At 33.1% G+C, this 20,728-nt stretch carries 19 protein-coding genes and 1 riboswitch; of the genes, 14 read left to right on the top strand and 5 right to left on the bottom strand.

Annotated features, from left to right (window positions below; all coding sequences use genetic code 11):
* Nucleotides 1-78 precede the first annotated feature (78 nt).
* Nucleotides 79-180: riboswitch (TPP riboswitch) on the bottom strand.
* A 220-nt stretch (nucleotides 181-400) separates the two neighbouring features.
* Nucleotides 401-535 (bottom strand): glycopeptide resistance-associated protein GraF, encoded by a 135-nt coding sequence (gene graF / locus JN168_RS08790; RefSeq protein WP_198643875.1) that lies wholly within the window; start codon nucleotides 533-535, stop codon nucleotides 401-403.
* A gap of 263 nt (nucleotides 536-798) precedes the next feature.
* On the opposite strand from graF, the gene auxA reads away from it, so the two are divergent.
* From auxA to ptsP, 5 genes are all read left to right on the top strand, one after another.
* Nucleotides 799-2,100, top strand: a complete 1,302-nt coding sequence (gene auxA / locus JN168_RS08785; protein ID WP_279525779.1) for a lipoteichoic acid stability factor AuxA — start codon at nucleotides 799-801, stop codon at nucleotides 2,098-2,100.
* Nucleotides 2,101-2,309: 209 nt separating this feature from the next.
* The gene (locus JN168_RS08780; RefSeq protein ID WP_042739886.1) at nucleotides 2,310-3,479 is read left to right on the top strand and encodes a class I SAM-dependent rRNA methyltransferase; all 1,170 of its coding nucleotides are present in this window, start codon (nucleotides 2,310-2,312) and stop codon (nucleotides 3,477-3,479) included.
* A gap of 57 nt (nucleotides 3,480-3,536) precedes the next feature.
* Nucleotides 3,537-4,079: a hypothetical protein gene (locus tag JN168_RS08775; protein ID WP_042739887.1), complete on the top strand. Its 543-nt coding sequence runs from the start codon at nucleotides 3,537-3,539 to the stop codon at nucleotides 4,077-4,079.
* Nucleotides 4,080-4,243: 164 nt separating this feature from the next.
* Nucleotides 4,244-4,510 (top strand): phosphocarrier protein HPr, encoded by a 267-nt coding sequence (locus JN168_RS08770; protein WP_042739888.1) that lies wholly within the window; start codon nucleotides 4,244-4,246, stop codon nucleotides 4,508-4,510.
* A gap of 1 nt (nucleotide 4,511) precedes the next feature.
* Nucleotides 4,512-6,227, top strand: coding sequence for a phosphoenolpyruvate--protein phosphotransferase (ptsP, locus tag JN168_RS08765; RefSeq protein ID WP_279525778.1), 1,716 nt, complete (start codon nucleotides 4,512-4,514; stop codon nucleotides 6,225-6,227).
* Between the two features lie 264 nt (nucleotides 6,228-6,491).
* On the opposite strand, the gene JN168_RS08760 is transcribed toward ptsP, so the two are convergent.
* Nucleotides 6,492-6,725 carry a glutaredoxin family protein gene (locus JN168_RS08760; protein WP_042739890.1) on the bottom strand — a complete coding sequence of 78 codons (234 nt, stop codon included), beginning with the start codon at nucleotides 6,723-6,725 and terminating at the stop codon, nucleotides 6,492-6,494.
* A gap of 197 nt (nucleotides 6,726-6,922) precedes the next feature.
* Here JN168_RS08760 and JN168_RS08755 point away from each other — a divergent pair, with 197 nt between their 5' ends.
* The 3 genes from JN168_RS08755 (at nucleotide 6,923) to JN168_RS08745 (ending at nucleotide 10,046) form a co-directional block, all read left to right on the top strand.
* Complete coding sequence (locus JN168_RS08755; protein ID WP_042739904.1) at nucleotides 6,923-8,278, top strand: cytochrome ubiquinol oxidase subunit I; 1,356 nt, start codon at nucleotides 6,923-6,925, stop codon at nucleotides 8,276-8,278.
* The gene (locus tag JN168_RS08750) at nucleotides 8,275-9,291 is read left to right on the top strand and encodes a cytochrome d ubiquinol oxidase subunit II (protein WP_107527967.1); all 1,017 of its coding nucleotides are present in this window, start codon (nucleotides 8,275-8,277) and stop codon (nucleotides 9,289-9,291) included. Before JN168_RS08755 ends, JN168_RS08750 begins: the two co-directional genes overlap by 4 nt.
* A gap of 95 nt (nucleotides 9,292-9,386) precedes the next feature.
* Nucleotides 9,387-10,046, top strand: a complete 660-nt coding sequence (locus JN168_RS08745) for a potassium channel family protein (RefSeq protein ID WP_042739002.1) — start codon at nucleotides 9,387-9,389, stop codon at nucleotides 10,044-10,046.
* 542 nt (nucleotides 10,047-10,588) lie between these two features.
* Here JN168_RS08745 and rnjA read toward each other — a convergent pair.
* Nucleotides 10,589-12,463, bottom strand: coding sequence for a ribonuclease J1 (rnjA, locus tag JN168_RS08740; protein ID WP_042739001.1), 1,875 nt, complete (start codon nucleotides 12,461-12,463; stop codon nucleotides 10,589-10,591).
* Nucleotides 12,463-12,678: a DNA-dependent RNA polymerase subunit epsilon gene (locus JN168_RS08735; RefSeq protein WP_042739000.1), complete on the bottom strand. Its 216-nt coding sequence runs from the start codon at nucleotides 12,676-12,678 to the stop codon at nucleotides 12,463-12,465. The genes rnjA and JN168_RS08735 overlap by 1 nt, the downstream gene beginning before the upstream one ends.
* A 499-nt stretch (nucleotides 12,679-13,177) precedes the next feature.
* On the opposite strand from JN168_RS08735, the gene JN168_RS08730 reads away from it, so the two are divergent.
* Complete coding sequence (locus JN168_RS08730) at nucleotides 13,178-13,450, top strand: hypothetical protein (protein WP_042738999.1); 273 nt, start codon at nucleotides 13,178-13,180, stop codon at nucleotides 13,448-13,450.
* Between the two features lie 752 nt (nucleotides 13,451-14,202).
* Here JN168_RS08730 and def read toward each other — a convergent pair.
* Nucleotides 14,203-14,754 (bottom strand): peptide deformylase, encoded by a 552-nt coding sequence (gene def / locus JN168_RS08725; RefSeq protein ID WP_042738998.1) that lies wholly within the window; start codon nucleotides 14,752-14,754, stop codon nucleotides 14,203-14,205.
* A 123-nt stretch (nucleotides 14,755-14,877) separates the two neighbouring features.
* Between def and JN168_RS08720 the strand changes: the two genes are divergently transcribed.
* The 5 genes from JN168_RS08720 (at nucleotide 14,878) to lpdA (ending at nucleotide 20,714) form a co-directional block, all read left to right on the top strand.
* Nucleotides 14,878-15,504, top strand: coding sequence for a YkyA family protein (locus tag JN168_RS08720; protein ID WP_042738997.1), 627 nt, complete (start codon nucleotides 14,878-14,880; stop codon nucleotides 15,502-15,504).
* Between the two features lie 266 nt (nucleotides 15,505-15,770).
* Entirely contained in the window at nucleotides 15,771-16,883 is a 1,113-nt protein-coding gene (gene pdhA, locus JN168_RS08715) for a pyruvate dehydrogenase (acetyl-transferring) E1 component subunit alpha (RefSeq protein WP_042738996.1), read from the top strand.
* A 3-nt stretch (nucleotides 16,884-16,886) separates the two neighbouring features.
* A complete protein-coding gene (locus tag JN168_RS08710; RefSeq protein ID WP_042738995.1) occupies nucleotides 16,887-17,864 on the top strand; it encodes an alpha-ketoacid dehydrogenase subunit beta in 978 nt (325 codons plus the stop codon).
* 147 nt (nucleotides 17,865-18,011) lie between these two features.
* Entirely contained in the window at nucleotides 18,012-19,304 is a 1,293-nt protein-coding gene (locus JN168_RS08705) for a dihydrolipoamide acetyltransferase family protein (protein WP_042738994.1), read from the top strand.
* Between the two features lie 3 nt (nucleotides 19,305-19,307).
* Nucleotides 19,308-20,714: a dihydrolipoyl dehydrogenase gene (lpdA, locus tag JN168_RS08700; RefSeq protein ID WP_042738993.1), complete on the top strand. Its 1,407-nt coding sequence runs from the start codon at nucleotides 19,308-19,310 to the stop codon at nucleotides 20,712-20,714.
* Nucleotides 20,715-20,728 lie beyond the last annotated feature (14 nt).

The raw sequence follows: 20,728 nt of genomic DNA, 5'->3' as shown, positions 1-20,728 counted from the left end.
CCCAAATAAAAAAACGCACAACCTTCTAGAAAAAGTGCGCGCTTAGATATTGGCATACAGATACTCAAATAAATTATTCAGTATCGCAATACACTTTCCTACGCTAGTTTAATCTAGATCAGGTTCAAAGGGTTTGAGGGTATACCTCATCTCAGTCACAAAACACCCCTAGTGCGAATGTTATATTTAAATTTAATTATAATGTATGACTTTTTCAATATTATGTCAAGGTTACTTTTTTAATAAAAGGGTAAATAACAAGTTAATAAATCGTATGAATTGGTGTTTGTATAGCTGAAGTTTTGGTGTTAAATAGGGTTGATAGACATATAAATAGGGTGATGCATAAAGCATCACCCTAAATCTTTATAATGTTTGACATTATAAACGTTTATTTAAATTAATCCAATGTGTCTTGAATATTCTTTTTAGTTTCCTCTACATCATCTGATGATGACTCTTTTTGTTCTTTTAATTTTTCTTCTGCTTCTTTTGCTTGTTCAGCAGCTTTTTTGTTTAATTCTTCTTTACTCATATGTGACACTCCTTATTGATGTTTGATTATATAGATGGTATACCACATAATATTAACTATAAACATAGCTTGATTGTGCTGTGTTTTACATTAAATTTTAAAACAAAAAATAAAATTAACGAATTTAATGAAATAATTGTTTAATATCATTAGTAATGTGGAATTTTGACAATACAACTAATCTATCATACTAAAGACTTATTTATTAGATTATTAAAGACAAGAACTAAATGTTAATATATAATAACTTTGAGGTGAATGGTATGTCTTTTATAAAGAAACACGCCGAGATACTATATAGCTATATCATAGGCATCGTTTCGCTTTTCACAGGTCTCATCATTTTGGTTAATTTACCTTTAATTCATAAATTGAATGGTAAAGGTAAACCAGAGTTACATATCCATAATGTATGGGATTTTATTAATGCTTTTTTCAGTGAAATAATTAGGGTGATGAGTAACTATATAGGGAACTTCCCAATAGTAAGCGCCATAATCATTATTTTATTTGGTGTCGTTGTCCTATTATTAGGTATGACACTGTATAGAACGACAGGTTATGACTATGATATTTCAATCTTCTTTTTAGTTATTGGAATTTTATTTTTCTTAATTACACTAATTTTAATGACGCAAGTTTATAGTTTCTTTGCTATTATTTTTGTCATTCCTTTTGCTGTGCATATTGGTTACATTGTGTATAAGGATGAGTTAAATAAGCATCATAGAAAGTACCATTATTTATGGATTATTTTCACATATGGTATTAGTTATTTATTAACGCAAATCGTGCTTTATGGCAGAATTGATAGTGACGAGATTGTCCCAGTTGATATTCTTAGTGTTAACACATTTTTCTTAATAATGTGGTTGTTAGGTCAAATGGCAATTTGGAACTTCTTATTCTTGAGAAGATCACTGCCTTTAACTAAAGAGGAATTGGGTGAGGAAGCCCCAGAGCTTTCTAGAGCTAGTAAAGACTCGGTATCAAATCAAACTAAAGAACATTGGAAAAATTTACAAGACAAAACTACAGAATTTACACGTAAAACAAGAAGAAGTGTGGATATTCAAAAGGCTAGAGAAAAGAAAGATAAGTTTATCGAAAAATGGAAGAATAAAATTGATATTCAAGAGGACGATGTTCCAAATTGGATGAAGAAACCAAAATGGTTAAAGCGCGCATATGTAGAACTTATGTGTGGTGCGGTATTACTATTCTTTACATTAATTGAATTCAATAATAGAAATTCATTATTTGTGTCAGGAGACTGGGAAATTTCACAGACGCAATATGTAATTGAATGGGTAACATTGTTCTTACTAATGATTATTATTATTGTATATATTTTAACGACACTTACAAATTTCTTACGCGGCAGATTCTATTATCTTCAATTGTTTATGGTAAGCATATTATTCTTTAAATTGTTAACAGAATTTGTAAATATTATGGTTCATGGATTGTTATTATCAATATTCATTACACCGATTTTATTTATCATGTTAATAGCAGTTATTGTTGCGTTTACGATTAAGTTACGACAACCTGCAAATGATTAAAGTATGATGTGAGTAGACGTTACCTATCTTCCTATATGATTTAGGAAGGTAGGTTTTTTTATGTATTTAAGTAAAGTTGAGTAACGGTATCTGACATTACTAAAAAGTACTGATATAATTAGATTTTTAATGTAACAATGTATATGAAATGATAGAATAGATAAGCAAATTAAAATCATACTAAATAGTAGAAAGGCTGTCATAATATTATGAAAACTGCCACATTAAATAAAGGAAAAGAAACAAAATATTTAAATCAATATCCATTAGTCGAAGCGGATGATATATATGATCATGACCATTTGAAAGAAGGGGATTTATTTTATATCGTTAACGATCAAGGTATTTATATTGCTACAGCATATGTAGGAAGACAACATAAGGGACTTGGTTGGGTATTAAGTTATGAGCAAGACGAAGAAATTAATATACCATTTTTTGAAAGATTGTTTGAACTAGCAAAAGAAGAAAGAACTTATTTCTATAATATAGACGGTACAAATGCTTTTAGATTATTTAATGGTGAAGGTGATGGCATAGGTGGATTGACAATAGATAACTATAATGGTCATCTATTAATTCAATGGTATTCTAAAGGCATTTATAAATTCAGGTATCAAATATTAGAAGCATTAAAAACAGTGTTTGATTATACTTCTATTTTTGAAAAAATGCGTTTCAAAGATGCTGAGATTATAGGTGGTTTTGTAGAAGGAGTAGCTCCAGAATTCCCAATTGTAATCGAAGAAAACTTTACTTTTTATAATATAGATTTAGATGATGGTCCAATGACTGGAATATTTTTAGATCAAAAAGAAGTAAGAAAAAAATTAAAAGAGCACTATTCTGATAATCGCAACATTCTTAATGTGTTTAGTTATACGGGAGCATTTTCAGTTGTTGCGGCAGACAATGCCAAAAATACGACAAGTGTAGATTTAGCCAATCGTTCTAGACCTTTAACTGAAGAGAACTTTGGTTTGAATGGCATTGATCCTAAATCACAATATATTTACGTTATGGATACTTTTGATTTTTATGGCTATGCGAAAAGGCATGATTTATTTTACGACACAATTGTTGTTGATCCACCTAGCTTCGCTAGAAATAAGAAGAAAACTTTTTCAGTATTAAAGGATTATGATAAATTGATTCTTGGAGCGTTAGATATTTTAGCACCAAACGGCACAATGTTATTATGTACCAACAATAGTACTTTTTCATTAAAAGCCTTTAAAAAAGTAGTTAAAGAAACTTTGGAAAATGCTGGTGTAGCATATGAACTACAAGACGTAATGGGCTTACCTAAAGATTTTAAAACGCATGCACATTATAAACCTTCAAAATATTTGAAAGCAATTTTTGTTAAAGTACTATAAAATTTGTGAATTTGGGTATAAATTTTATATGGTCATTTTTTATAAGGAGTGTATAAGATGGGCTTGAAAAATAAATTTACTAATAAATTTACAAAAGAAGTAGGAAATAAGGTTTTAAATATAGAAGATATCAAAGAAAAACATCAATTACCTGTTAATTTATTTGAGGTAGATGAGAGACGTGAACGCGCACAAGCATTAGTGAAAAAGAAATCGCTATTGTCATCAAGTGTTAGTGTGGTACCTATTCCAGGGCTAGACTTCGGTGTGGATATCAAACTAATGAAAGATATTATAGAAGATGTAAATAAAATATATGGCCTTGACCATAAGCAAGTTAATAGCATGGGAGATAGTGTTAGAGAACGTATCTATGCGCTAGCTGCTATACAAGGGAGCCAATTTATTGGCAAGAAAATATCTGATGCTATCTTAAAAGTAGTCATTCGTGATGTAGCTAAACGCGTGTTAGCGAAACAAACAAAATGGTTCCCAATTTTAGGGCAAGCAATATCAGCTTCAGTGAGTTATTATTTTATGAAAAAAATAGGCGATGAACACATTGCAAAATGTGAAAAAGTAGTTAAAGAATTACTTTAAATCGTGAGCGTTTTCATAAAATCTTCAATTATTGCTGATTATTGTCATATCAGGGTAATAACGAATTGAATTTCTATTTATAATTTGGTAATGTTATTATATAAAACTATGCTAGGTTTTATAATAAACTAACGATTCTAACTATACGAAGGAGAAATCATATTATGGAACAAAAATCATATGTAATTATTGACGAAACAGGTATTCACGCTCGTCCAGCGACTATGCTTGTTCAAACTGCTTCAAAATTCGATTCAGATATTCAATTAGAATATAATGGTAAAAAAGTTAACTTGAAATCAATCATGGGTGTTATGAGTTTAGGTGTAGGTAAAGATGCGGAAATCACAATCTATGCCGATGGTAGCGATGAAGCTGATGCAATTTCTGCAATTACAGACATCTTATCTAAAGAAGGTTTAACTGCTTAATATGTCACAATATATTAATGGTATTGCTGCATCTGATGGTGTAGCAATTGCCAAGGCATATTTATTAGTAGAACCAGACCTTTCATTCAATAGTGAAAAGGTTACAGATGTCGATTCAGAAATTGAAAAGTTCAGAAATGCTATCGATACATCTAAAGTTGAATTAACTAAGATTAGAAATAATGCAGAAGAGAACCTTGGTGCTGATAAAGCAGCAATCTTTGATGCACATCTACTAGTCTTAGATGATCCAGAATTAATTCAACCGATTGAAGATAAGATTAACAACGAACAAGTTAACGCTCCAACAGCTCTAACAGATGTTACAGGGCAATTCATCACAATATTTGAATCAATGGACAATGAGTATATGAAAGAACGTGCTGCTGATATTAGAGACGTTTCTAAACGTGTATTGGCACATATTTTGGGAGTTGAATTACCAAATCCTAGTATGATTGATGAAAGCGTTGTCATCATCGGGAATGATTTAACACCATCAGACACAGCTCAATTGAACAAAGAGTTTGTGCAAGGATTTGTAACGAATATTGGTGGTAGAACATCTCATTCTGCTATCATGAGCCGTTCATTAGAAATCCCGGCGATTGTTGGTACGAAATCAATTACTCAAGAAGTTAAACAAGGCGACATGATTATTGTTGATGGTTTAACTGGTGAGGTAATTATTGATCCGACTGAGGATGAAGTGATTGCTTATCAAAATAAGCGTGAACGCTTCTTTGAAGATAAGAAAGAATTACAAAAGTTACGCGATGAAGAAACGACAACAATTGATGGTAAGCACGCCGAATTAGCAGCAAATATTGGTACACCAGATGATTTAACTGGTGTTATCGAAAATGGTGCAGAAGGTATTGGTTTATATCGTACTGAGTTCTTATATATGGGAAGAGACGAAATGCCTTCTGAGGATGAGCAATTTGAAGCTTACAAGAAAGTATTAGAAACAATGAAAGACAAACGTGTCGTTGTTCGTACGTTAGATATTGGTGGCGATAAAGAGTTACCATATTTAAATTTACCTGAAGAAATGAATCCATTCTTAGGATATCGTGCGATACGTTTATGCTTGGATCAACCTGATATTTTCAGACCGCAATTGCGTGCATTATTACGCGCATCTGCATTCGGTAAGTTAAATATCATGTTCCCAATGGTTGCTACAATTCAAGAGTTCCGTGATGCCAAAGCATTACTTCTTGAAGAGAAGGACAATTTAACACAAGAAGGTGTTGAAGTATCTGATGATATCGAATTAGGTATCATGGTAGAAATTCCTTCTACAGCAGCTTTAGCTGATGTATTTGCTAAAGAGGTTGACTTCTTTAGTATCGGTACAAATGATTTAATTCAATACACTATGGCTGCAGATAGAATGTCAGAACGTGTATCATACTTGTATCAACCATATAATCCTTCAATTTTACGTTTAGTTAAACAAGTTATTGAAGCTTCTCATAAAGAAGGTAAATGGACAGGTATGTGTGGCGAAATGGCTGGAGATGAGATAGCAATTCCATTGTTATTAGGTTTAGGTTTAGATGAGTTCTCAATGAGTGCGACATCGATTCTTAAAGTGCGTCGTCAAATCAAAGGCTTAAGTCAAAATGAAATGGAAGAATTAGCAGATAGAGCAATTAATTGTGCAACTACTGAAGAAGTTACTACATTAGTTAATCAATATGCAAAATAATGCTAATAATTATGGATTGGGCAAAGAAATATAATTTCTAACGATCCATATGAAAACATATAAAATAGTAGGAGGATTGGTCGAGTTAATTGGCCAATTCTTTTTTTATTAATATAAATAGAGGCAACGTTTCAATTATGCTGAAACGTTGCCTCTATTTATATTTAACATCAGTCAATCATCATTGGATTGGAAAAATTAATTTAACTTTTATAAAAAAGGGTAGATATGTACAAAATGATTATATTTTTTCAATAAGATTCATTACGCTTCAATATCTAATGTACGATTAATTTTTTCCATATCAATTTGATACATTGGTTCATCATCAATGAGTATAAAAGGTGTCGCAAATGCATCATATTCCATCATTTCATTTCTATATTGTGCATTCGCAACATTTTTTTCTTCGAAAGCCACACCTTTGTCAGTTAGGTAACTTTTAATAAAAGTACATGGAGGGCAGTCATTCTGTGTATAAATTATGACACTTTTCATTTGAAGACATCCTTTCTTGAATCCACTTATATTAATATAAGAGAGTTTATTATATTTATCAAGTGTGTAATTTATATGCTTATAGTCATCAATTTGTCACTAATTTATAGTTAGAAATAATTTCAAAAATTATATAACGGGTTTATAATGGATGGAAGTTGTGATTTTTGTCACAAATAAAAATAAAAGGTGATAATATGGATTCAGTTGAATTAGCAAGATTTCTAACTGCAATGACGCTTGCAGTGCACATAATTTTTGCGACAATCGGTGTGGGAATGCCGCTTATGTTTGCAATTGCTGAATTTTTAGGTATTAGAAATAATGATCCTAAATATATAACTTTAGCAAAACGTTGGTCAAAAGGTTATACCATTACTGTAGCTGTCGGTGTTGTGACAGGTACAATTATTGGTTTACAGCTATCTCTATTGTGGCCTACATTTATGCAAATGGGTGGTCACGTAATTGCATTACCATTATTTATGGAAACTTTTGCATTCTTCTTTGAAGCAATATTCTTGAGTATATACTTATATACTTGGGATCGATTTAAAAATAAATGGACGCACTTTTGGATTAGTATACCTGTAATATTAGGTGGTTCATTTTCAGCGTTCTTTATCACTGCAGTTAACTCATTTATGAATACACCTGCAGGATTTGAAATGAAAAATGGCAAAATGATTAATGTGGAACCTTGGGCAGCTATGTTTAATGATTCATTCTTAGTACGTTCATTCCATGTTGTAGCGACAGCATTGATGACAATGGCGTTCGTGTTAGCTGCAGTAGCAGCATTTAAACTATTAAAGAATAAATTTGCTCAGGATACCGAATATCATAAAAAGGCACTTAAGCTTACGATGATATTAGGGTTAATTTTTACATTAGGCTCAATGTTAGCAGGAGATATGTCAGCTAAGTTTCTTCACAAAGAACAGCCTGAGAAGCTTGCTGCCTATGAGTGGCATTTTGATACTGAGTCTAAGGCAGATCTAGTGTTATTTGGTACTTTAGACGAAAAAACACAAGAAGTTTCGGGTGCTATTAAAATTCCAGGCGTATTAAGCTTTTTAGCAGATAATAACTTTAATACAAAGGTGAAAGGCTTAGATGAGTTCCCGAAAGAATTAAGACCACCTATGATAGTACATTACTACTTTGATTTGATGGTATTTATGGGTGTGTTCTGTATGGTTGTTTCAGGTGCCTATGTAATGACATTAGTCTTTAAAAAATTGAAGAAATTCACTTACTCCAAAGCTATGTTATATGGTGCGTTATTAACAGGGCCAGCAGCATTATTAGCGATAGAATTTGGTTGGTTCTTAACAGAACAAGGACGCCAACCATGGATGGTTAGAGGCTATCTTAAGGTTGCAGACGCAGCCACTCAAGCTGGTGGATTAACGTTAGTTACGGTATTATTCGCACTCTTATATATCGTTCTTATTGTTACTTCGTCTTATGTATTAATTAGGATGTTTAAACATAAGCCTGCTTATAAAGACGTTGAAAAACTAAAGCAAGAAAGAGGTGATTTATCATGATATTTGCATATATAGGAATCACAGTACTATGGTTTTTCTTATTTTGCTATATTATTGTTGCCTCTATTGACTTTGGGGCAGGATTCTTTACATTACACGCGAAAGTAACGAAACAAGATAAAAAGATAAATCATTTAATTGCAAGATACTTAAATCCTGTTTGGGAAGTAACGAATGTATTCTTCGTTTTCTTCTTTGTTGGAATGGTAGGATTTTTCCCAGACACTGCGAAATATTTCGGTTCAGTGCTATTACTGCCAGCCTCTATTGCTGTTATTTTGATTTCAATTAGAGGTAGCTTTTATGCATTTGAAAATTATGGTCCAGATACGAAATTACCGTGGTTAGCTTTATATGGAATTGCTGGTTTATTTATACCCGCCGCATTAGCTACGACATTAACAATTTCAGAAGGTGGCTTTATTAAAGAGCATGCCGGTAACATCGATTTGAATTGGGTGGAATTATTGTTAAGTCCATATGCATGGGCAGTGGTATTTTTAGCAGTCATTTCGGTATTGTATATTTCTTCTGGATTCTTAACATTTTATGCTGCAAGAGCGCGAGATACTGAAGCATATCGTTTACTTAGATATTGGTTCTTATTCTGGGGACCGCCGATGATTGCGATTTCGATATTTGTATTCTTATCTTTAAGAGTGCAAAATGAGACACACTTTATGAATGCAGTCACAAATTATTGGTGGATGTTCTTATTGAGCTTAATCTTCTTTATAGGTGCAATGATTTTAACATATCTAAAAAAAGGACACGGTGTAGCATTTATCTTTGTCATGTTGCAAATGGGATTCGCATTCTTTGGATACGGTGCAAGTAAATTGCCATATATATTAACCCCATATATTCATATTAAACATGGCGTGACTAATCCAAGTATGGCAATAACGTTAATCACTGCATTTATTTTTGCTTTACTTTTATTAATCCCATCGTTAATATTAATAATGAAATTATTTGTTTTTGACAAAGAATATGTCGAAGGCAAAAAATAACAGTTTTAATTAAAGAGGTGTAGGCAGTATTTGTTATCTAAGTTTTATAGTTAACAAACTGCTTATGGCCTCGATTTTTAAATTGGAGGACGCATATGGATAAAGAATATGTGGTAATTGGCTTAGGTCGATTCGGTGGCAGTATAGTTAGAGAATTAAATGCACTTGATATGGATGTAATGGCGATTGATTCAAATGAAGCACGTGTGAACGAATACAGTGACATTGCTACGCATGCTGTAGTTGCTGATACTACAGATGAAGCAGTAATGAAAAGCTTAGGTATAAGAAACTTTGATCATGTAATTGTCGCTATAGGTGAAAATATTCAATCTAGTACTTTGACGACATTGATCTTGAAAGAATTAGGTGTTAAAAAAGTAACAGCCAAAGCGCAAAATGATTATCATGCTAAAATTTTAAACAAAATTGGTGCTGATACGGTTGTACACCCAGAACGTGATATGGGTAGACGTATCGCACATAATGTTGCAAGTGCTAGTGTACTTGATTATTTAGAACTTGCTGATGAACATTCTATTGTTGAAATTAAAGCTAGTGAAAAGATGGCAGGGCAGACGATTATACAACTCGATATTCGTGCACAGTTTGGTATTAGTATCATTGCTATCAAAAGAGGTCGAGAAATTTTAGTATCTCCAGATCCGAATTTAAGTGTTGAAATAGGAGATATATTAATTATGATTGGCCATGATAACGATTTGAGTCGTTTTGAAAAGAAAGTCGTTCGTTAAAGTAATGTGATTCATACTAGAGGTAAGTGTTAATTTATGATATCAAAACGGACTAATCCATTAATGTGGATTGGTCCGTTTGTATATATAATAATTAAATATCTTTGAGGGTTAATTTGATGTAAAATGAATGGGTGTTTAATATTAGTATAAATGACTCGCTTTCCTAGGGGCCAGCTTCAGCCTGTAGTCTTCAGCTTGTCCTGTTCCCTCAGGAGTCTCGCCAAAATACTTCCACGAATAATGATGATTGTATATTATATAGTCATAGGATTTTTGAAATAAATATGTCTTTTTGTATTTATATATAAATCATCAATCCACAATACTCGTATGCTAGTGGGTGTTTAATATTAATATAAATGGCTTACTTTCCTAGGGGCCAGCTTCAGCCTGTAGTCTTCAGCTTGTCCTGACACTTGGCTTTATATGAATGAGATTTAAGATAGTACAATCAACTAACAATAATGAAAAAGACAGTATCTATTACAATGTAATAGATACTGTCTTTTATGTTCATCGAAACCATTTCGATGATACGTTTATTTTTCGTCCGTAGTTGCTGATTCTGTGTTTTGCTGTTTAGGCTTTCTAGGTGCTTTAGGTTTCTTTGGTGATTTAGCAACTTTTGTTGACTTAGCTTGTTGTTTCTCTGATTGATTATTATTTTTCTTAGTTGTATTTTGTTTGTTTGATTTATTTGCTTTTGCTTTTGGTTTACTTGGCGGTGGTGTTTGACCATCTTCGTTAACTTTCATGATAACAGGTAAAATCATTGGTTTACGTGCTGTTTTTTCATATAAGTAAGGTTGTAAAGTTTCGATAATTGAAGACTTGATTTGATGCCATTGTATTTCTGGGTTTTGGTTCAATTTTGAAATGACATCAGTTTTTATTCGACGTTGTGCATCATATATTAATTGACCTGATTCACGCATGTACACAAAACCACGTGAAATAATATCAGGACCTGAATGTAAAGTATTAGTGTTGAAATCGATGCTAACAACAACGATTACTAAACCTTCTTCAGATAATAATTTTCTATCTCTAATTACAACATTGCCGATATCACCAATACCGCTACCATCAACGAGTACATTTCCTGATGGAATACGTCCAGCTTTTCTTGCAGAATCTTTAGTTAGTGCTAATACATCACCAATTTCAAAGATAAATACATTGTCTGGATCTACACCACAATCAATACCAGTTTGACCATGCGCTTTTAGCATACGGTATTCACCATGAATAGGTAAGAAGAATTTTGGTCGAATTAATCGTAACATTAATTGTTGATCACCTTGTGAACCGTGACCTGAAGTATGAATATTCGACACTTTATGATGAATGACTTCTGCACCTGCACGGTATAATGCATTAATCGTACGGTTAATGCTCTTAGTGTTACCTGGGATAGGTGATGAACTGAAGACAACTGTATCATCTGGAATGATTTTAATTTGTTTGTGAGTGCCGTTTGCAATTCTTGATAAAGCTGCCATAGGTTCACCTTGAGAACCAGTACATAAAATTAATAATTCATGTTTAGGAATACTATTTATTTTATTAGGTTCAACAAATGTTTCTGGTGGTGCTTTAATATAGCCAAGTTCCATACCGATTTTAATGTTATTTTCCATTGAACGACCAAATGTAACAATTTTTCTATTATATTTAATTGCTGCTTCAACTGCTTGTTGAACGCGATAAATATTAGAAGCGAATGTTGCAAATATAATACGGCCTGAACAATTTCGGAAAATCTTTTCAACATTTTGGCCAACTTCACGTTCGCTTAACGTAAAGTCAGGTACTAATGAGTTTGTTGAATCGGATAATAAACACAGTACGCCTTCTTCACCAAGTCTTGCCATTTTTGCAATATTTGCTGGTTCTCCAACGGGAGTAAAGTCGAATTTAAAGTCACCTGTGTGAACAATATTACCTTCAGGCGTATTGACAATTACACCGTAAGCTTCTGGGATACTGTGCGTTGTTAAATAGAATGACACTTCAAAATGCTTTGATTTGATTACACTACTTTCATCGATTTCAATGAGCTCAGTAGTTCGTAATAAATGATGCTCTTCTAATTTGTTTCGGATTAAACCTAAGGCTAATGGGCCACCGTATATAGGTACATTGATTTGTTTAAGTAGGTAGGGCACACCACCTATATGATCTTCATGACCGTGAGTAATAAACAGACCGACAATTTTGTCTTGGTTCTGTTCTAAATAGGTAATATCAGGAATTACATAATCAATACCTAAAAGGTTATCATCTGGGAATTTAATACCAGCATCGATGATTACAATTTCATCTTGATATTCCACGGCATAAGTGTTTTTACCAATTTCACCTAGGCCTCCAAGCGCGTATACCGCAACTTCATTTTTATGAATTTGCTTCATTATTCAGCTTTCTCCACATTGAAATGATCTGATTGTTTTTCATACTCTAAATGTGCGCCCTCTAATTTTGTAATAAATTCAATATTATAATTACGTTCCTTTAAATATCTTCTTACTTGTTCTTCTGTTTCTGCTTCAACATAAATTGTTTGAGTTGATTCACGTACAATCACTTCGTCTTTGTTATGTTGATAAAATACTTTAAATACTGCCATTATATAGTTCCTCCTAAGATTCTAATTCTTGATTAAATGTTTTATAGTAAATAATCCCTTAATTTAGATGATGAAAACAAACTTTTGTATGAATAACATGAGAATTATCATGTACGGGGTAGTTTCATTGACTAAATATAAGTAAACCATGTGCAAATGGTTGCTAGATGATTTCGGATTATTTTAATTATCGTTCATTTTGAAAAATACAAATATATTTATATTTTCAGTTATATCTCATTTTACATGATGTAGTTGAATAAATAAAGCAGTTTTATCTTGTTGTAAGCTAATATAGTTATGGTTTTCCATATTATTTATGTGAAATTTAATGTTAGCTAGAGCAATGAAACCTTAAAATTTTCTGAAAATTTTAAATTAATTTACTAAAAGCTTGAGTAGGTTATAATTTTTATTTATGATAATAAAGTATAGATACATATTATAAGGAAAGTATAATTAGCAAATTGAGTTTGAAGAATAAGTGAAGGTGATTGGAATGGAACAAGTAACTAGAATAATTGAAGATGTGAAGAACGAGAAAAAAAGAACGGATAAAATTTTTGAAGGTATTACATTTGAAATTCGCGCTGAGCAAGTATTGATGTTTTTTAATTATAGTGAAATCGTTGATAATATTAGTGGTAATCAGTATTACGTGAAGCATAATCATGATCCTGAGTTTATTGATATTCAAGAGTTGAACCAATTGAAGGAAGGATTGCAAAAATTAGACATTCCGTTTAATGAACGTAGAGATGTTTTTATGTAATTGAAAGTGGCTTTAGTGATTATTAACTTGATTAAGTGGCTGGAACAGTGCATTGTTTCAACGTGTTGGTAATGTTAAGAGCAGGTTGCGTTAAACTGAATATGGATTATGATACTGTCAATTTACATTCGTTTGTCTAAATTGGCAGTATTTTCAGTTGTGAGAATATACATTTAACGTGCACGCTTTGTGTAAGCATAATTTCAAGATGACAATCTATAGTATTGTTAGTCAAATAGGATGTCGAACTGAAATGAATTTTAAAATAGCTATAATAAATTTAACTCACAGTTCATGCTTTTAAGGTTTGATAAAAGATTGTATTAAAATGGATAATTTATAAATCATTGGGTTATACGTTAAGACTTGGATGATGTATGAAATTCTATAATAATAGTAGAAAGTAGGTTTATATAAAATAATCTGTACATAAATTTTAAATAGAGTATTTTTGTGGAATGCCACAGAGTATGATGCCTGACAGTTTAAGGCGATGTTTGAGACATAGTCCTGGGAAGTGCATCAACAATGCAATTATTGTAAATAAAATAACCAGCAAATGATTATACTGTCATTTACTGGTTAATTAATGTGCTCGTGTCACGAATTATTAATTGGCAAAGGTGATAGAAGTTGGAAAAGTACGATAAATTATACTAACTTTAATCATCTTTATATAATGTAAAGCGTTTGTTTGATTCAAAATGAATTTAAGAAATTACTAACTTAACAATAATTTCAGTGCATCCAATCTATACTTCTACAGCATCTTGGTGTGGTTTGAGTGGATTATCGTTATCGATATAATCGTAAAACATCACGCCATTCAAATGATCAATCTCGTGTTGTAAGATAATAGCTGGATAACCTTTTAAACGCATTTGAACATCGTTACCATCTATGTCTTTTGCTTTAACTGTGATTCGGTTTTTACGATGAACTAGACCTGGAATATTTTCATCAACGCTTAAGCAACCCTCGCCTGTTGGTAGATATGCTTCTTGAATACTATGACTTGCAATTTTAGGATTTACTAACATAAGGTCATAGCTTCTGCCTTCTCCATCATCAGGTAAATATACAGCAATCATTCTTTTAGAAATATTGATTTGAGGTGCAGCTAAACCAACACCTGAGCGTAATCCATATTTATTAGCTGTCTCTTCGTCTTGACTATTTATTAAAAATTCTCGCATTTCTTTTAAAGTATTGCGATCTTCTTCAGATATAGGTAATTCAACTTCTTTAGCCTTTTCTCTAAGAGTAGGATGTCCATCTCTTATAATGTCTTTCATTGTTAACATTTGTTCTAACACCTTCCTTAATATAAAATATACCAAAGTTTAATAGTTAAAATACAGTGATAAATTTGAATTGTTATATAATATTATATAACATAACACTCACATAAAGGAGGATTTCAAACTATGAAATTTAAACACGGTGTTAGTGTATTACTTGCATCTACAATTTTAATGGCAGGTTGCACAACTGATAGAGGAGAAATAAAAAACTACAATAAACAAGTCGATAAAGCAAACGATGAGGAAAAAATTGTAAATTCTGTAGGTGAAAAAATAAATACACTTGAACAAGAAAAACAAAAATTAGTTAAAAGTGTTAGTGGTAAAAATCAAGAAAAAGTACAAAAAACTTCTGAGAAAATTGTCGATAATGTAAAAGAAAGAAAAGATGAATTTGAAAAAGAAGAAAAGGCATTTGATAAGTCGGAAGCGCAGTACAAAAAAGGTCAAAAGCATATAGATAATATTGAAAACAAGCAGAAACAAAAAATGGTTAAAAAATTAGACAAAGCACAGCTTGATAAATATAAAGCACATAAAAAATATGCCGATGCCTATGATGATGTATTAAAAAAAGAAAAAGCAATGTTTGAGTATACATCTGGCGATAATGTGGAACAATCACAAATAGATAAAAAATCCAAAGAAGTATCAGAATCATACAAAAAAATGAATGAAGCATTTAAAAAATATTCAGATACAGTGAAAAAAGTGAAAGATGAAAAGCAACAAGTAGACACGATAAGTTAAATGGGTGAGTTATATTTTGAAATTTTAAAATGACGCGATATACTATAGTTGTTGGATGCGCTTACATTTTGTAACTTGTAATGTATCAACATTGCGATAAATAGGACTAATACAGAGTTGTGCAAAAGAATGATACAGTTCTAAAACTGTACTCATTTTAAGTATTACAGAACTTTTTTAAAATATTTAACAGTGTAACAGTTTTGTGATACAATACTAGAGGATAAAATGAATTTCTATTATACGGGAAAGGTATGGTGAATTGAATGGCTCCGAAATTACAAGCCCAATTCGATGCAGAGAAAGTATTAAAAGATACTGAGTCTCAATTTGAAATGATCCAGATTTTGGATGAAGATGGTAATGTTGTTAATGAAGACTTATTACCGGATTTAACTGATGAACAACTCGTTGAACTAATGGAGAGAATGGTATGGACACGTATTCTTGACCAACGTTCTATCTCATTAAACAGACAAGGTAGACTAGGTTTCTATGCTCCAACAGCTGGACAAGAAGCTTCACAATTAGCTTCACAATACGCATTAGAGAAAGAAGACTTTATTTTACCAGGTTACCGTGATGTGCCTCAATTAATTTGGCATGGTTTACCTTTAACTGAAGCTTTCTTATTCTCAAGAGGTCACTTCAAAGGGAATAGAATGCCTGAAGGTGTGAATGCATTAAGTCCACAAATCATTATCGGTGCACAATATGTACAAACTGCTGGTGTTGCATTAGGTATGAAGAAACGTGGTAAACAAGCTGTAGCAATTACTTATACTGGTGACGGTGGTTCTTCACAAGGTGACTTCTATGAAGGTATTAACTTTGCGTCTGCTTACAAAGCACCAGCAATTTTTGTAATTCAAAATAATAACTATGCGATTTCAACACCACGTAGTAAACAAACTGCTGCTACAACATTAGCTCAAAAGGCTATCTCTGTTGGTATTCCAGGTTTACAAGTTGATGGTATGGATGCATTAGCTGTATATCAAGCAACTAAAGAAGCACGTGATCGTGCTGTTAATGGTGAAGGTCCTACATTGATTGAAACTATAACATACCGTTATGGTCCACATACAATGGCTGGAGATGACCCTACTAAATACAGAACTTCAGACGAAGATTCTGAATGGGAGAAAAAAGATCCATTAGTACGTTTCAGAAAATTCCTTGAAAATAAAGGATTATGGACTGAAGAAAAAGAAAATGAAGTCATCGAACGTGCAAAAGCAGAAATCAAAACTGCTATCAAAGAAGCAGATAACACTGAAAAACAAACTGTTACTGACTTAATGGAAATTATGTACGATGAAATGCCTCAACATTTACAAGAGCAATATGAAATCTATAAAGAGAAGGAGTCGAAGTAACCAATGGCACAAATGACAATGGTTCAAGCAATTAACAACGCGCTTAAAACTGAATTACAAAACGATGAAAATGTTTTACTTTTCGGTGAAGACGTGGGTGTTAATGGTGGTGTTTTCCGTGTAACTGAAGGCTTACAAAAAGAATTCGGTGAAGATCGTGTATTCGATACACCATTAGCAGAATCTGGTATCGGTGGTTTAGCCCTAGGTTTAACAACTGAAGGTTACCGTCCAGTAATGGAAATCCAATTCTTAGGATTCGTATTTGAAGTATTCGACTCTGTTGCAGGTCAAATTGCACGTACACGTTTCCGTTCAGGTAACTCAAAACAAGCACCAGTAACAATCCGCGCTCCTTTTGGTGGTGGTGTGCATACACCTGAATTACACGCTGATAACTTAGAGGGTATCTTAGCACAGTCTCCAGGTTTACACGTTGTAATTCCATCAAATCCATATGACGCAAAAGGATTATTAATTTCTGCAATCAGAAGTAATGACCCAGTCGTGTATTTAGAGCACATGAAATTATACCGTTCTTTCCGTGAAGAAGTTCCAGAAGAAGAGTATACAATTGAAATTGGTAAAGCAAGTGTGAAACAAGAAGGTACAGATATTACACTTATCGCTTACGGTGCTATGGTTCAAGAATCACTAAAAGCTGCTGAAGAACTTGAAAAAGACGGTTATTCAGTAGAAGTTATCGATTTAAGAACTGTTCAACCAATCGATATCGAAACATTAGTAGCATCAGTTGAAAAAACTGGTCGCGTTGTAATCGTTCAAGAGGCTCAACGTCAAGCTGGTGTTGGTGCTACTGTTGCATCTGAACTTGCTGAGCGTGCTATTCTTTCATTAGAAGCACCAATCGCACGTGTTGCAGCAGCTGACACTGTATATCCATTTACACAAGCTGAAAATGTTTGGTTACCAAACAAAAATGATATCGTTGAAAAAGCAAAAGAAACATTAGAATTTTAATTATAACCTTGAAGAAGTGGGATTTTAGCTATTGCTAAATCCTACTTCATTTCAAGTTTATATAAAAAACAGCATGAGGTTTTGACATATATGTCTTTCGCTCATTTTCTTATTTTGACTTAATATGATTTTTTAGGAGGAAATAACGTGGCATTTGAATTTAAATTACCAGATATTGGTGAAGGTATCCACGAAGGTGAAATTGTAAAGTGGTTTGTAAAAGCTGGAGATCAGATTGAAGAAGACGATGTATTAGCTGAAGTCCAAAATGACAAATCAGTTGTAGAAATTCCATCTCCTGTTTCAGGTACAGTCGAAGAAGTACTTGTAGAGGAAGGTACAGTAGCAGTTGTTGGTGATACAATTGTTAAAATTGATGCACCTGATGCAGAAGATATGCAATTTAAAGGTAGCGATAGTGATGAATCTGCAAGTGAAGAAGCACCAGCTGCTGAAGAAACTGCTAAAGAAGAAGCACCAGTTGCTACTGACGATGCAGACGTAGATGAAAGCAAACGTGTTAAAGCGATGCCTTCAGTTCGTAAATACGCTCGTGACAACGGTGTAAACATCAAAGCTGTAGCTGCTACAGGTAAAAACGGACGTACTACTAAAGAAGACGTTGATGCTTACTTAAATGGTGGACAAGCAACAGCTTCAAATGAAAGTGCAGCAGCACCTCAAGCTGAAGAAACTGCAAGTGCTACACAATCAGCACCAGTTGCTACTGAAGGCGAATTCCCAGAAACAACTGAAAAAATCCCAGCAATGCGTAAAGCAATTGCTAAAGCAATGGTTAACTCTAAACACACTGCACCTCATGTAACATTAATGGATGAAATTGATGTTCAAGAGTTATGGGATCACCGTAAGAAATTTAAAGAAGTTGCAGCAGAACAAGGTACTAAATTAACTTTCTTACCTTATGTTGTAAAAGCTTTAGTTTCTGCACTTAAAAAATACCCAGCACTTAACACTTCATTCAATGAAGAAGCTGGCGAAATTGTACACAAACATTACTGGAATATTGGTATCGCAGCTGATACTGATAGAGGTTTATTAGTACCTGTTGTTAAGAATGCTGACCGTAAGTCAATGTTCGCAATTTCAGATGAAATTAATGAATTAGCTGTTAAAGCACGTGATGGTAAATTAACTTCTGATGAAATGAAAGGTGCAACATGTACAATCAGTAACATTGGTTCAGCAGGTGGACAATGGTTCACACCAGTTATCAACCATCCTGAAGTAGCTATTTTAGGTATTGGTCGTATTGCTCAAAAACCAATCGTTAAAGATGGTGAAATTGTAGCAGCACCAGTATTATCATTATCATTAAGCTTTGACCACAGACAAATTGATGGTGCAACTGGACAAAATGCTATGAACCATATCAAACGTTTATTAAATAATCCAGAATTATTATTAATGGAGGGGTAAAACATGGTAGTTGGAGATTTCCCAATTGAAACAGATACTATTGTAGTTGGAGCAGGACCAGGAGGTTACGTTGCAGCAATTCGTGCAGCGCAATTAGGTCAAAAAGTAACAATCGTTGAAAAAGGCGAATTAGGTGGCGTATGTCTAAACGTTGGATGTATTCCTTCTAAAGCTTTATTACACGCTTCACATCGTTATGATGAAACAAAACATTCAGAAAATTTAGGGGTAATTGCTGAAAGTGTTTCTTTAAAATTTGATAAAGTTCAAGAATTTAAGCAATCAGTAGTTAAAAAATTAACTGGTGGCGTTGAAGGTTTATTAAAAGGTAATAAAGTTGAAATCGTTAAAGGTGAAGCTTATTTTGTTGATAACAACAGTTTACGTGTTATGGACGAAAAAAGTGCGCAAACTTATAACTTTAAAAACGCGATTATTGCAACTGGTTCTAGACCAATTGAAATCCCTAACTTCAAATTTGGTAACCGCGTTATCGACTCAACTGGCGCATTAAATTTACAAGAAGTTCCTGGTAAATTAGTCGTTGTTGGTGGCGGTTATATCGGTTCTGAATTAGGTACTGCATTTGCTAACTTCGGTTCTGAAGTTACGATTTTAGAAGGTGCAAAAGATATCCTTGGCGGATTCGAAAAGCAAATGACTCAACCTGTTAAAAAAGGTATGAAAGAAAAAGGCGTTGAAATCGTAACTGAAGCTATGGCAAAATCAGCTGAAGAAACTGATAATGGCGTTAAAGTAACATACGAAGTTAAAGGCGAAGAACAAACAATTGATGCAGATTACGTATTAGTAACTGTAGGTCGTCGTCCAAATACAGATGAATTAGGCTTAGAAGAACTTGGTCTTAAATTCGCTGATCGTGGTTTATTAGAAGTAGATAAACAAAGCCGTACTTCTGCTGACAATATTTATGCTATTGGTGATATCGTACCTGGTTTACCATTAGCACACAAAGCAAGCTATGAAGCTAAAGTTGCAGCTGAAGCTATCGCTGGAGAAGCTTCAGAAGTAGACTACATCGGTATGCCTGCTGTTTGTTTCACTGAGCCAGAACTTGCACAAGTGGGTTACACTGAAGCTCAAGCTAAAGAAGAAGGTTTAGAAGTAAAAGCTTCTAAATTCCCATACGCAGCTAACGGTCGTGCATTATCATTAGATGATACAACTGGTTTCGTTAAATTGTTAACATTAAAAGAAGATAACACATTAGTTGGTGCTCAAGTTGTTGGTACTGGTGCTTCTGATATTATCTCTGAATTAGGTTTAGCAATTGAAGCTGGTATGAATGCTGAAGACTTAGCGTTAACTGTACATGCTCACCCTACATTAGGTGAAATGTCTATGGAAGCAGCTGAAAAAGCTATTGGATTCCCAATCCACACTATGTAATATAGTAATTGTGC

Origin of the sequence: Staphylococcus gallinarum, from assembly GCF_029774255.1 — a bacterium.
Lineage (GTDB): Bacteria > Bacillota > Bacilli > Staphylococcales > Staphylococcaceae > Staphylococcus > Staphylococcus gallinarum.
The sequence above is the reverse complement of the archived record's forward strand: the minus strand, read 5'-3'. Positions and strand labels throughout refer to the sequence as shown.

Bases quoted from the DNA above. Each gene is read 5' to 3' on its own strand.
- graF (WP_198643875.1), bottom strand. From the start codon at position 535: ATGAGTAAAGAAGAATTAAACAAAAAAGCTGCTGAACAAGCAAAAGAA.
- auxA (WP_279525779.1), top strand. From the start codon at position 799: ATGTCTTTTATAAAGAAACACGCCGAGATACTATATAGCTATATCATA.
- JN168_RS08780 (WP_042739886.1), top strand. From the start codon at position 2,310: ATGAAAACTGCCACATTAAATAAAGGAAAAGAAACAAAATATTTAAAT.
- JN168_RS08775 (WP_042739887.1), top strand. From the start codon at position 3,537: ATGGGCTTGAAAAATAAATTTACTAATAAATTTACAAAAGAAGTAGGA.
- JN168_RS08770 (WP_042739888.1), top strand. From the start codon at position 4,244: ATGGAACAAAAATCATATGTAATTATTGACGAAACAGGTATTCACGCT.
- ptsP (WP_279525778.1), top strand. From the start codon at position 4,512: ATGTCACAATATATTAATGGTATTGCTGCATCTGATGGTGTAGCAATT.
- JN168_RS08760 (WP_042739890.1), bottom strand. From the start codon at position 6,725: ATGAAAAGTGTCATAATTTATACACAGAATGACTGCCCTCCATGTACT.
- JN168_RS08755 (WP_042739904.1), top strand. From the start codon at position 6,923: ATGGATTCAGTTGAATTAGCAAGATTTCTAACTGCAATGACGCTTGCA.
- JN168_RS08750 (WP_107527967.1), top strand. From the start codon at position 8,275: ATGATATTTGCATATATAGGAATCACAGTACTATGGTTTTTCTTATTT.
- JN168_RS08745 (WP_042739002.1), top strand. From the start codon at position 9,387: ATGGATAAAGAATATGTGGTAATTGGCTTAGGTCGATTCGGTGGCAGT.
- rnjA (WP_042739001.1), bottom strand. From the start codon at position 12,463: ATGAAGCAAATTCATAAAAATGAAGTTGCGGTATACGCGCTTGGAGGC.
- JN168_RS08735 (WP_042739000.1), bottom strand. From the start codon at position 12,678: ATGGCAGTATTTAAAGTATTTTATCAACATAACAAAGACGAAGTGATT.
- JN168_RS08730 (WP_042738999.1), top strand. From the start codon at position 13,178: ATGGAACAAGTAACTAGAATAATTGAAGATGTGAAGAACGAGAAAAAA.
- def (WP_042738998.1), bottom strand. From the start codon at position 14,754: ATGTTAACAATGAAAGACATTATAAGAGATGGACATCCTACTCTTAGA.
- JN168_RS08720 (WP_042738997.1), top strand. From the start codon at position 14,878: ATGAAATTTAAACACGGTGTTAGTGTATTACTTGCATCTACAATTTTA.
- pdhA (WP_042738996.1), top strand. From the start codon at position 15,771: ATGGCTCCGAAATTACAAGCCCAATTCGATGCAGAGAAAGTATTAAAA.
- JN168_RS08710 (WP_042738995.1), top strand. From the start codon at position 16,887: ATGGCACAAATGACAATGGTTCAAGCAATTAACAACGCGCTTAAAACT.
- lpdA (WP_042738993.1), top strand. From the start codon at position 19,308: ATGGTAGTTGGAGATTTCCCAATTGAAACAGATACTATTGTAGTTGGA.